Source organism: Vibrio sp. YIC-376, from assembly GCF_052353105.1.
GTDB lineage: Bacteria > Pseudomonadota > Gammaproteobacteria > Enterobacterales > Vibrionaceae > Vibrio.
This window is the reverse complement of the sequence record NZ_JBBWFK010000001.1, coordinates 220,405-232,550: the sequence shown is the minus strand read 5'-3', so window position 1 is coordinate 232,550 and position 12,146 is coordinate 220,405. Positions and strand designations below refer to the sequence as shown.

At 44.0% G+C, this 12,146-nt stretch carries 9 protein-coding genes; 5 read left to right on the top strand and 4 right to left on the bottom strand.

Features of this window, described 5'->3' with window-relative positions; translation table 11 throughout:
• Positions 1-156: 156 nt before the first annotated feature.
• The 3 genes from WJM94_RS01040 (at position 157) to WJM94_RS01030 (ending at position 3,774) form a co-directional block, all read left to right on the top strand.
• Positions 157-669: a hypothetical protein gene (locus WJM94_RS01040; RefSeq protein WP_444492386.1), complete on the top strand. Its 513-nt coding sequence runs from the start codon at positions 157-159 to the stop codon at positions 667-669.
• Positions 670-961: 292 nt separating this feature from the next.
• Complete coding sequence (gene panP / locus WJM94_RS01035; RefSeq protein ID WP_444492385.1) at positions 962-2,608, top strand: pyridoxal-dependent aspartate 1-decarboxylase PanP; 1,647 nt, start codon at positions 962-964, stop codon at positions 2,606-2,608.
• Positions 2,609-2,919: 311 nt separating this feature from the next.
• Positions 2,920-3,774 carry a MurR/RpiR family transcriptional regulator gene (locus WJM94_RS01030; RefSeq protein WP_444492384.1) on the top strand — a complete coding sequence of 285 codons (855 nt, stop codon included), beginning with the start codon at positions 2,920-2,922 and terminating at the stop codon, positions 3,772-3,774.
• A 64-nt stretch (positions 3,775-3,838) separates the two neighbouring features.
• On the opposite strand, the gene WJM94_RS01025 is transcribed toward WJM94_RS01030, so the two are convergent.
• A complete protein-coding gene (locus tag WJM94_RS01025) occupies positions 3,839-5,077 on the bottom strand; it encodes an iron-containing alcohol dehydrogenase (protein WP_444492383.1) in 1,239 nt (412 codons plus the stop codon).
• Between the two features lie 297 nt (positions 5,078-5,374).
• On the opposite strand from WJM94_RS01025, the gene WJM94_RS01020 reads away from it, so the two are divergent.
• Together WJM94_RS01020 and WJM94_RS01015 are read left to right on the top strand one after the other, a co-directional pair.
• The gene (locus WJM94_RS01020) at positions 5,375-5,644 is read left to right on the top strand and encodes a GrxA family glutaredoxin (protein WP_444492382.1); all 270 of its coding nucleotides are present in this window, start codon (positions 5,375-5,377) and stop codon (positions 5,642-5,644) included.
• Between the two features lie 179 nt (positions 5,645-5,823).
• On the top strand, positions 5,824-7,506 hold the full coding sequence (locus WJM94_RS01015) for an aspartate:alanine antiporter (RefSeq protein WP_444492381.1): 1,683 nt from the start codon (positions 5,824-5,826) through the stop codon (positions 7,504-7,506).
• A gap of 84 nt (positions 7,507-7,590) precedes the next feature.
• Here WJM94_RS01015 and fabV read toward each other — a convergent pair whose 3' ends face one another.
• The 3 genes from fabV to WJM94_RS01000 all read right to left on the bottom strand — a co-directional run bounded on the left by fabV (position 7,591) and on the right by WJM94_RS01000 (position 11,963).
• Positions 7,591-8,793: an enoyl-ACP reductase FabV gene (gene fabV, locus WJM94_RS01010; RefSeq protein ID WP_444492380.1), complete on the bottom strand. Its 1,203-nt coding sequence runs from the start codon at positions 8,791-8,793 to the stop codon at positions 7,591-7,593.
• 178 nt (positions 8,794-8,971) lie between these two features.
• Positions 8,972-11,254 (bottom strand): acyl-CoA dehydrogenase, encoded by a 2,283-nt coding sequence (locus tag WJM94_RS01005; protein WP_444492379.1) that lies wholly within the window; start codon positions 11,252-11,254, stop codon positions 8,972-8,974.
• An 82-nt stretch (positions 11,255-11,336) separates the two neighbouring features.
• Positions 11,337-11,963 (bottom strand): TetR/AcrR family transcriptional regulator, encoded by a 627-nt coding sequence (locus WJM94_RS01000; RefSeq protein ID WP_444492378.1) that lies wholly within the window; start codon positions 11,961-11,963, stop codon positions 11,337-11,339.
• Positions 11,964-12,146 lie beyond the last annotated feature (183 nt).

Here is a 12,146-nt window from a genome sequence, read left to right as displayed (position 1 = left end):
TTAACGTTAAAGTGGTCGATATAATGACCGCCTCTTAATTCGCTTTTTGTTATTTAACAGCCCAATGATTTATTAGAACTCTGTAAGAGTTAAGAGCGATACATCACCTGATGCGATTTAACGTTAATAAAGGAATAACTACCATAAGGAATAAGAATGAAACGCTTTGTCGTTGCAGCGCTCCTCGCTACAAGCTCAACTTTTACGTTCGCCGCAGATCAACAATGTCTGGCTAACAAATACGATGGTTATATCGATGCTTCACTAGAGTGGTATCAGGATCTTGTCGATTTGACTGTCGCTCAGTACCCAGAACTGGACGAAGTGAGCCAATGGTTCTTAGATGGTCGTAAACACCATTTTGAGCTTAACCGAGAAGCCGTACACTATTTTCTTAAGAACGACCCAAGTCGCGTGGCGACTGAACAGCCGATTGAAGCTTGGCTGAAACTAGAGCAGCACGATGTAAAACAGCTGGCAAGCCGCAGTGATAAGTTAGGCGAAGCAGCACAGAAAACATTTAGTGACCGCCAATCAACGAATCACGAGAAAAACTACGAGCTTCGTTCAGCGTTCGCAGATCTGCTAAGCCACCCTCAAAAAATTGACTCTGCACTTAATAAGTACAACCAGTCGATAGAGAAGCTTGAAAAGCAAAAATGTGAATAAGCATTTTTAACCAAACAACCCGAAAGTGCTGGATTACGGGCTTGGTTACTGACGACAAACAAAAGTCAGTTATAAGCCCTGAATGACGAGTGGAAGTGGACTTAACAATGTGATGTGCAAATCACAGCTAAACTATCTACACAATACAAACCAGTAATCGAGGGTTATTTGGATATGCCTGAATTTTCATTTCATCAACATGGCCTTGCATAATTAAAGCGGGACATTGAATCCGTTTTAGTTTAGATTGTGCCGCTCGCATTACCGAAATAATTACAAATGATTCTTTGCCATGGTTAAGGAACAAAAAACTGCTGACGTCAGCTTTGAAAGCTTGTTGAAGATCTTCACCGTCCCTGAAGGTCCGGACTCGACGTTGACCAAAATTGAAGAGAGCCTCTCTCGAAACTTGAATCTATTTCTTCGTGAACACATCGTGGCAGAAGAAAAGCCTTTACGTGAGATTGAGAAAGACTTTTCTTCTGCTCAGATTCCTGAGCACCCTTCGTTTGTATCAGATCATACAGAGCACTTGCTAGACACCTTAGTTTCGCACTCGGTTCACACTTCAGCACCAAGCTTCATCGGTCATATGACATCGGCACTGCCATACTTCTTGATGCCTCTGTCTAAGATCATGATTGCTCTGAACCAAAACTTGGTGAAGATCGAAACCTCAAAAGCGTTTACCCCACTAGAACGTCAAGTTCTGGGGATGCTGCACAGATTAATCTATGGTCAGTCAGACACGTTCTATGAGCAGTGGATGCACAGCGCCAATCACTCTCTGGGTGCATTTTGTTCCGGCGGCACAATCGCGAACATCACTGCCCTTTGGGTTGCACGCAATAAAGCGTTAAAAGCAAACGGTGAATTTCAAGGCGTAGAGAAAGAAGGCCTATTCAAGGCCATGAAACATTATGGCTACGAAGGTTTGGCAATATTGGTTTCTGAGCGTGGCCACTACTCGCTTAAAAAAGCCGCAGATGTACTTGGCTTAGGCCAGGATGGTCTGGTTGCCGTTAAAACGGACGCAAATAACCGCATCATTGTCGACGATCTAAAAGAAAAAATCGTTCAGCTTAAAAAACAAAATATTAAGCCGATCGCAGTCATTGGCGTCGCTGGTACGACGGAAACGGGTAACGTTGATCCTCTTGTCCAAATTGCCGAAGTTTGTCAGGAGCATGATTGCCATTTCCATGTCGATGCGGCTTGGGGTGGTGCGACTTTGATGTCGAATCAGCATCGTCACCTTTTAAATGGTGTTGAATTAGCCGATTCTGTGACCATCGATGCACATAAACAGCTCTACATCCCAATGGGAGCTGGCATGGTTCTGTTCAAAGATCCTGATGCGATGCGATCTATCGAACACCACGCGCAGTATATTCTGCGTAAAGGTTCTAAAGATTTAGGCAGCCATACCTTAGAGGGATCTCGTTCTGGTATGGCCATGCTTGTGTACGCTGCAATGCACATCATTAGCCGACCAGGCTATCAGCTTTTGATTGACCAAAGTATTGCGAAAGCGCACTACTTTGCTGACTTAATTCAAAAACAAGATGATTTTGAATTGGTTTCAGAACCGGAGCTCTGCTTGCTCACCTATCGCTATCTACCGCCAAACATCCGTGAAGCACTAGAAAAAGCGCAAGGTGAACAGAAAGAGAATCTGAACGAATTGATTAACCAATTAACTCAGTTTATTCAAAAGCGTCAGCGTGAAACAGGTAAGTCCTTTGTTTCTCGCACCACGCTTAATCCAGAGCAATGGCAGCACTTGAGTACCGTTGTCTTTCGAGTGGTACTTGCCAACCCGCTGACCACTACAGATATCTTTGATGCTGTCCTCGATGAGCAGAGAGATATTGCTCAACAAGCACCTAGCTTGAATGCGAAAATTCAAGAGATGGTCACCGAGATTTTGGCATCCTGACGATAAGATCGAGTTACATTAGCTTGAAAATTTATTTCTTTTTAATGTAACTCACTAGTCAATATTGGCTGACTCAAACAACAAATCTGAATTTCCCCATTCATTTCTGTAGTTTTCAGAAAATTTTGTTTGAGGTTTGTCAAATTCTCATTAAATAGTAACCGTAATTGGTTTAGCCGAATTAAAGATCAGGTTTATACTGAATCTATGGCGCTGGTAGCTTTCGTTAACGCTCTTCACTGCCGAGAAACATTTATGTTTCTATCCGTTAACAGAGCCAGCGAGTTGTTCTCTATACCCTCGTGAACACTATGAATACATTAGAAAAAATTCAAAAAAACCTGGAGAATTTCAGTAAGTCAGAGCGCAAAGTTGCAGAAGTAATTATGGCGTCTCCGCAGACTGCAATTCATTCAAGCATTGCAACGTTAGCCAAAATGGCTGACGTAAGTGAGCCTACTGTAAACCGCTTCTGTCGCCGCCTTGATACTAAAGGCTTTCCAGATTTTAAACTTCACTTGGCTCAGAGTCTGGCGAACGGTACACCTTACGTGAACCGTAATGTGGAAGAAGACGATGGTCCCGATGCCTACACGCATAAGATCTTCGAATCTACAATGGCTTGTCTGGATGTAGCGAAAAACAGCCTGGATGCAATGCAAATTAACCGTGCTGTCGATTTGCTAACTCAGGCGAAACGTATTTCATTCTTTGGTCTTGGGGCGTCGTCTGCTGTTGCGCGAGATGCTCAGAACAAGTTTATCCGATTTAATATTCCGATCACTTGTTTTGAAGACATCGTCATGCAGCGTATGAGCTGTATTAATTGTAGCGATAATGACGTTATCGTTCTGATTTCTCATACAGGTCGTACTAAGAGCCAAGTAGAAATTGCAAACCTTGCCCGTGAAAATGGTGCAACCGTTATTGCGATTACAGCAAAAGACTCACCATTAGAAAAAGCAAGTTCATTGGCTATTACGCTTGATATCCCTGAAGATACGGACGTTTACATGCCAATGGCAAGCCGAGTTGTTCAAATGACTGTCATTGATGTGCTGGCTACGGGCTTTACACTTCGCCGTGGTACGGGTTTCCGCGAGAATCTGAAGCGAGTAAAAGACGCGCTTAAAGACAGCCGTTACGACAAACTCAACCAATACTAATCTTCTATAGGGGAGCCAGTAGTCGCTCCCCTCCTTATTTATTGCCTTTGCATCTCGGTCAGTCTTAATCACTAATACTCGACAGATCGGTTCTCGATTCTAAAACCTCTACAGAGTTGACTCTCGGGTTACTTTCAGTTTCACACTCAACGCTGCAATCACATACTTGCTTAAGTATATAAACAAGGCGCTCTTGATTGAGTGGTAGTGGATTTCCCTTAATCGCAACAGATTTAAGCGCATCTTTGGCAACCTGCTCAAAAGAAGTTTGGCACACGCCAAATTTTCCAAGTAACGGTAGCTCCAGTTTATCTAACACCATATTGACCCAAAGCACGCCGTCGTATTCATTGGCATTTGCACGAGCGGTCAAGAGTTGGGCAATCTTCCTGTAACGATTAATTACATCAACCCGACCAGCTTGCTTCGCAGCATTGATATTCTCCTGCATCACATGCGGTGCTAAACGAGCCGTTATAACACTATGCGGAGCATCAAGCTTGCCTCCTAAAGCGGATGCTAGTCCATGAGCAGCTCCTAATTTGGCGTTTGTAATCGCCATACCACCAAGTAATGCGGCAAATGATAAATCAGACCGGGCTTTATGGTTATCGTGCTTACACCCCAAGATCACTGAACGACTTAAACGACGTAGCCCTTCTTCACACACCATATCTGTTAGTGGGTTGGGCTCCCCGCACACATAGGCTTCCATCAAATGCGTAAACGCATCCATTGCACCGCGCCCAGAAGTATATTGGTCAGTACCATAAGTTAAAGTGGGGTCAACAATGGCAACATCTGCCAACATGTCCGGACTTCTAAGGCTAACTTTCACCTTTTCCTGACCAGATTTTAATACTGCATTTCGAGTGACTTCAGAACCAGTACTTGCGGTAGTAGGAATAGCAATAAAACACAGCGGTTTGGTCTTTAACGGGACATTCCTTCCCACAACTTCGACATAGTCATAGACACAGCCTTGGTTGGGAATAATGGCAGCTAGCGCTTTACCCATATCGAGAACACTGCCTCCCCCAATAGCTATGACCATGTCAGGTTGAAATTTACGGCCGATAACCGCCGTTTCTTCGACCATGGTAATGTTTGGCTCTCCACTAATCGCAACATGCTGATAACGCATATTCTGTGCTTTCAAGTAATTAAGGATTGGTATTGCTCTTTGCTTATCTTTGCCTGTAACCAGCAATACGCTGTAGCCGAACTGATTGATGACGGACAACGAAGAATGAAGTGCGCCTTCGCCAAAAATAATTCTAGTTGCAGTCATAAACTGAAACATATACTTTCTCCCCAAGCAACAACTGCTACTAGAGTGCTATGGTTTGCAAAAAAAAAAGTTGACCGATTCCACCTTGCCACCAATATCCATATAAAACATATGCTTTTATGCGTTACTTCACATCGCGAGTTGCAGAGCATTTTTTGCCCGATAGATTTTGCCTATATAACCAAGAGGAAAATGCTACTTTATTTCCGTAGTAGGATCGGGCATAGTTAGCCAGGTAAAAGAGAGCCCAATTAACCGACGCGTTTTTGTCTGCTTTCAAAAAGAATAGATTTAGGAGAATTTAAAATTATGTTCGTTGTTATCTTCGGTCGCCCAGCATGTCCTTACTGTGTTCGTGCAAAAGAGCATGCAGAAACGCTTAAAGCAAAACGTGATGACTTCAACTACCGTTACGTTGATATCCAAGCTGAAGGTATTTCAAAGGCAGATCTAGAGAAAACTGTAGGCAAGCCAGTTGAAACTGTTCCTCAAATCTTCATCGACCAACAACACATCGGTGGCTGTGATGACTTTGAAGCTTACGCAAAAGAGCACCTAGGTCTATTTGACGTAGCGTAATTAAGTACGAGTATTTTTAAAAGCCGCTTTTAAGCGGCTTTTTTGACTGTGTTTCATACAGTTATTCCCTTAACGAAACTAATGGCAAAACAATAAAAAAATCACTTATCTTTTTGCTATATTTCGTTACAATCCCCTGCTACAAATCCTTCTTGGCACACACTTTACCGAGCCACACAGTGAACATAGACGTCGTACTTCTTCTCGAGCAAAACCCTATTCTTCTAATCTTCGTCGTATTAGCCATTGGCCTTGCCTTTGGAAAAATCCGCTTTGGAAAATTACAATTAGGCAACTCTATCGGAGTTCTAATTACTTCTCTCATCATGGGCCATTTGGGCTTCTCATTTAATGCCGAAGCGCTAACTATTGGTTTCATGCTATTTATTTACTGCGTGGGTATTGAAGCTGGTCCTAACTTCTTTGGTATCTTTTTTAGAGATGGTAAGCATTATTTTGTTCTGAGCATGACCGTACTCGTTTCAGCAGTCAGCTTAACTTATGGTCTCAGCCACTACTTTGGTCTCGATTTCGGCTTATCAGCAGGTATGATGGCAGGCGCATTGACTGCAACGCCTGTCTTGGTGGGTGCACAGGACGCGCTTAATTCAGGCCTGGCATCCATACCACGTGAAATGGATTTTTCTTTGGTATTAGAAAATCTATCCGTCGGATATGCAATGGCTTATCTGATCGGTTTGATCAGCATGATCATGTTCGCCAAATTACTGCCAAAACTGCAAAAGCAGAACCTGTCTGATTCAGCACAACAAATTGCTCAGGAGCGTGGCCTTGGCAATTCTGGACAGAGAAAAGTTTACCTTCCGATAATTCGTGCCTATCGAGTAGGCCCGGAGCTAATAGACTGGACAGACGGCAAGAACTTGCGCGAATTGGGCATCTACCGTCAAACAGGTTGCTACATTGAGCGAATTCGCCGTAATGGTATCCTTGCCCACCCTGATGGTGATGCAATCTTGCAAGAAGGCGATGAGATTGCGCTGGTTGGTTTCCCTGATAGCCATGCCCGATTAGACTCTAGCTTCCGCAACGGCAAAGAAGTATTTGATCGCAACTTACTCGATTTACGCATTGTAGAAGAAGAAATCGTGGTGAAAAGTGATGCCATTGCTGGTAAGCGTTTATCCGACCTTAACTTGTCGGAGTTTGGCTGTTTCTTAAACCGAGTCGTTCGCGCCCAGATTGAAATGCCGATGGATCTGGATATCGTTCTTGCCAAGGGTGATGTGCTGCAGGTCAGTGGTGAAAAGAGTCGCGTGCAAGGCCTCGCTGAGAAAATCGGTTTTATCTCGATTCACAGTCAAATGGCGGACTTACTGGCTTTTTGTAGTTTCTTCATTCTAGGCATTATGTTTGGCCTAGTAACAATGACATTCGGCCAAGTGTCATTCAGCTTGGGTAATGCGGTAGGCTTATTACTCTCCGGCATTACCTTAGGCTTCTTACGAGCTAACCACCCTACTTTCGGTTATGTACCGCAAGGGGCTTTGAACATGGTTAAAGACCTTGGCTTGATGTTCTTTATGGTTGGAATAGGATTAAGCGCTGGTGGCAAAATGTTTGAACATTTGACGCAAGTTGGCCCTAAAGTCATCGGTTTAGCATTTATTGTAAGTGTGGTGCCTGTTGTACTTGCGTACTTAGTGGGTGCCTACATTCTTAAAATGAACCGCGCCTTGCTTTTCGGTGCCATTATTGGCGCGCGAACCTGTGCTCCCGCCATGGATGTGGTTAACGATTATGCGAAATCTACCATTCCAGCACTTGGCTATGCGGGCACCTATGCAATAGCAAACATCTTAATGACACTGGCAGGTACGATCCTGATCATATTGAGTTAACTCATTAAATTTAAAGCATTAAAAAAGGCGCTCACTGAGCGCCTTTTTACTTTCTCGAAAACAAAGCTATCTCGACAATAGAGACTAGATTTGAATGAAATCTGCTTCTACTGCTGGGTTCACGTCTGCTTCGTAATCCACACCGTCAACACCGAAACCGAATAGCTTCAAGAACTCTTCTTTGTACTCAACGTAGTCAGTCAGTTCTTTTAGATTTTCAGAAGTAATCTGTGGCCATAGGTCACGACAATGCTGTTGAATGTCGTCACGAAGTTCCCAGTCATCCAGGCGAAGACGGTTCATGTCGTCAACTTCTGCCGCAGTGCCATCTTCTTTGTAAAGACGCTGACTGAACATACGGTAGATTTGTTCCATACAACCTTCGTGTACGCCCTCTTCGCGCATCTTCTTGAACACCATTGCGATGTACAGTGGCATTACAGGAATTGCAGAGCTTGCCTGAGTCACAACAGATTTAAGAACCGCAACGTTCGCGCTGCCGCCAGTTTCTGCTAGCTTCTCGTTAAGTGCTGTTGCAGCGCGGTCTAGGTCCATTTTCGCTTTACCTAGTGCGCCATCCCAGTAGATTGGCCAAGTTAACTCAGTACCGATGTAGCTGTATGCAACTGTCTTACAACCTTCAGCAAGAACACCAGCTTCAGATAGTGCATTGATCCAAAGTTCCCAGTCTTCACCGCCCATAACGGTTACTGTATCTTTGATCTCTTCTTCTGTTGCAGGCTCAACACTTGCTTCGATGATCACATCTTTATTGGTATCAACCGCTGTAGATGTGTAAGTTTCACCGATTGGCTTTAGAGATGAACGAATCAGTTCGCCAGTCTCTGGCATTTTACGTACTGGAGAAGCCAGAGAGTAAACCACCATGTCAATCTGACCCAGGTCTTCTTTGATCAGCTCAATGGTTTTCTCTTTTGCTTCATTTGAGAAAGCATCACCGTTTAGGCTCTTAGCGTATAAACCTTCTTCACGTGCTAGCTTTTCGAATGCAGCAGCGTTGTAGAAACCAGCTGTGCCAGGCTTCTTCTCTGTGCCTTCTTTTTCAAAGAAAACACCAATAGTTGATGCACCGCCACCAAATGCCGCAGCGATACGAGAAGATAGACCGTAGCCACTTGATGCACCCACAACAAGAACGCGTTTTGGCGCGTTTTTAATTGGGCCTTGCGCTTTAGTGTAAGCAATTTGTTCTTTTACGTTAGCTTCACAACCAACAGGGTGCGTTGTAGTACAGATAAATCCACGAATTCTAGGTTTGATGATCATATTCAACTTCCTTTAAAAAACTTTGTAAGGATAAAAGTTTCGCTCCGAGTTCGCATCTAATTTCTGTAAAAATGCTTCGAAAATGCAAGTGGTTGGAGCACTCTGTTGTCAATTTTTGAACGACCTAAACAAAAAAGCACCTCCGAGAGGTGCTTTCATCTAAATGTTTATTCGATTGTTATGCCGCCGAAGTCAGATGTGACTTCTTTGGGGCATTTGTGCGAAGCTCCGAAAAGTCATGACTGAAATGATCAACCTGAATCGCTTTGTAACGTAGTTTGTCCGCTGCCTTAACCTTATCTACTTCTTCTTGCGTTAAAACGCCAGCATCTAATGCTTGCTGCAAGCGGTCATCCAGAAGACCTTTACGCGCGACTTTACCATCTTTGACTGCCTTAACAAGCTTACGCTCTAAAGGTTTGATAGCGTACATCGCCAGGAATGCATTCTCCATCAAACCCACATTGTCATCTTCTGATTTACCGATATAACAAAGGTGGGTCAGACGATCACGCTGTGCTCCAGGAGTCATGATAGCCTCAGCAATATTTGTACTCAGCTCATCACTTGGTTTATTAAAGTGGTTACCGAATGGGAACAGAAGCCCCTTCAACAAACCACCAACGTATTTCACTGGGAAGTTCGTATAAGCTTCGTTCAGAGACTTAGCTGCGTTGTACAAACAGTACTGCACTGCGTAATGAACGAAGTCTAGATCGCCTTGCTGACGGCCTTCGTCTTCGTATTTCTTAAGTGTTGCTGAAGCCATGTACAAGAAACTCAGACCATCTCCAAGGCGTGCGGAGATCATCTCTTTACGTTTCAGATCTCCACCCAATGTCAACATTGCGAAGTCTGCGCTCACAGCAAGAGCTCGGCTTAGACGTGTGATATCTTTGTAGTATTTCTTCGTTGGGCCGCTCATCTCAGCCTTAACAAAGCGAGAACCTGTTAATGCCGCACCAAACGCACCAAATGTATTACTCATCGCATGTTTGATGTGTTTGAACAGCAGCTCATCAAACTCTTTCGCGCCTTGTTCAGTATCTGGGTTCGCTGCCGCTTCCATCTCTTTCAGAACATATGGATGGCAACGAGTCGCACCTTGGCCAAAGATCATCAGGTTACGAGTCAGAATGTTTGCACCTTCTACTGTAATCGCTACTGGAATACCAAGGTAATGCTTAGCCAGATAGTTCATTGGACCATCCTGGATAGCTCGGCCTGCATGAATATCAAATGAATCATTAAGAAGCGTACGAGCAATTTCTGTCATATGGTATTTGGCAATAGCCGTTACGATACCTGGCTTCTCTTTCATATCTAAAGACGTCGTTGTCAGTGTACGTGTTGCTTCAAGCAGGTAAGTTAAACCACCAATTCGACCCATCGCTTCCGCCACACCTTCGAATTTACCGATAGACATGCCGAACTGTTTACGAACGTAAGCATACGCACCCGTCGTTCTTGTTGTCAGATGGCCGATAGCCGCACCTAGAGCTGGCAGTGAGATACCTCGACCAGCCGACAGACATTCAACCAGCATACGCCAGCCTTTACCTGCGTAATCAGCACCACCAATCAACCAATCCATTGGGATGAAGACATCTTCACCGCGCGTCGGACCGTTCATGAATGCTGAACCTAGGGCATCGTGACGCTCACCAATTTCAACGCCTTCATGATCTGCAGGAATCAGAGCACAGGTGATACCAACATCTTTCTTATCACCAAGCAGGCCGTCAGGATCTTGTAGTTTAAATGCAAGGCCAAGAACAGTCGCAACCGGAGCAAGAGTAATGTAACGTTTGTTCCAACTCAGACGGATACCAAGCACTTCTTTACCTTCGTGCATACCGTAGCAAACGACACCTTGGTCTGGAATGCCGCCAGCATCAGAGCCAGCTTCCGGGCCTGTAAGAGCGAAGCACGGAATATCAGTACCGTCAGCCAGACGAGGCAGCCAGTAATCTTTTTGCTCTTGGGTACCGTAATGAGAAAGAAGCTCACCTGGACCAAGCGAGTTTGGCACCATTACTGATACTGCCGCACTGATGCTTCGAGTCGCGATACGCGAAACAATCGTAGAGTTCGCTAACGATGAGAACTGATGACCACCGTAAGCTTTTGAAATAATCAGAGAGAAGAAACGCTTTTTACGCAAGAACTCCCATACTTCAGGGGGTAAGTCTCGATCCTCTTTTACGATCTTTTGGTCGTCAAGCATTTCGAGCAGCGTTTCAAGTTCATTATCCATAAATGCTTGCTCTTCTGCAGTTAGCCTCGGAGTCGGATAATGGTGTAGCGTTTTAAAGTTTGGTTTGCCGGAAAACAGCTCTGCATCCCACCATACACTACCCGCTTCCATTGCTTCTTTTTCCGTGCTGGATAACGGAGGTAGTACTTTTTTAAACATCTTAAATGCTGGGTCACTAATCCATTTTCTTCGTAGAGAGCTCATTGTTCAGATCCTTTTGTTCACGTTACCGTTTACGGCATAATTTTATTATTGGTTTAATTAGCAACTTACTTGAGCGGGCCAGTTACTTCGCTGACATACCTGCTGACAAGTAAGGAATTAACAAATCGACTACAGACTTTATGTCGACTTCTTTTTCGAATTTGCTTTCTGCAAGCTCAGATAAAGCCTGACTGGACGCCATCGTGAAAACGCAAGTTCCAAGCGTGAAATGTAATCGCCAGAACAATAGCTCTTCCGTTAGCTCTGGGTTGGCTTTCATGATAGAGGCAGTAAATAATTTCAATACTTCGTCGTAACGAGTCGTGATGAACCAGCGCAAATGACCTTGCACATCCGTATACCCTCGCCCAACCAACAGCATGAACAACGCAGTGCCATTTGGTCGTACATTATTAAGCGTAGCTAGAGGTAATCGCAGAGACTCGAACACCTCTTCCATTGTGTAGGTATCGCGGGTGTTCAGTTCCATCAGAGAGGTTTTGATACTTGGCATTAATGCTTCTAAATACCTGTCTAATACCGCTCTGACTAAGGTCTTTTTATCGCCAAAGTGGTAATTTACCGATGCAAGGTTTACATTCGCTTTGCCAGTAATGGTTCTCAGTGATGTATCATTGAACCCATGTTCTGCAAACAACCCTTCTGCGACATCGAGTATTTTTTCTTTTGTTGAAGTTCTCGGGGCCATTTTTATTTTAATCACTCGTATTAAACAACTGTTTGAAATATACCCCCGAACAAGAAGATTAACAAATGATTAACATCACATTTTCAAAAATTATTCTTTTACATATGCGCTCAACGTTTTAATGGGACGAAATTCAGATAATTATAGTCAGGCATCGGTAAACGATTTAAACAAGGGATAACT

Excerpts from the sequence above, each read along its gene's own strand:
- WJM94_RS01040 (WP_444492386.1), top strand. The coding sequence starts at position 157 with ATGAAACGCTTTGTCGTTGCAGCGCTCCTCGCTACAAGCTCAACTTTT.
- panP (WP_444492385.1), top strand. The coding sequence starts at position 962 with ATGGTTAAGGAACAAAAAACTGCTGACGTCAGCTTTGAAAGCTTGTTG.
- WJM94_RS01030 (WP_444492384.1), top strand. The coding sequence starts at position 2,920 with ATGAATACATTAGAAAAAATTCAAAAAAACCTGGAGAATTTCAGTAAG.
- WJM94_RS01025 (WP_444492383.1), bottom strand. The coding sequence starts at position 5,077 with ATGTTTCAGTTTATGACTGCAACTAGAATTATTTTTGGCGAAGGCGCA.
- WJM94_RS01020 (WP_444492382.1), top strand. The coding sequence starts at position 5,375 with ATGTTCGTTGTTATCTTCGGTCGCCCAGCATGTCCTTACTGTGTTCGT.
- fabV (WP_444492380.1), bottom strand. The coding sequence starts at position 8,793 with ATGATCATCAAACCTAGAATTCGTGGATTTATCTGTACTACAACGCAC.
- WJM94_RS01005 (WP_444492379.1), bottom strand. The coding sequence starts at position 11,254 with ATGAGCTCTCTACGAAGAAAATGGATTAGTGACCCAGCATTTAAGATG.
- WJM94_RS01000 (WP_444492378.1), bottom strand. The coding sequence starts at position 11,963 with ATGGCCCCGAGAACTTCAACAAAAGAAAAAATACTCGATGTCGCAGAA.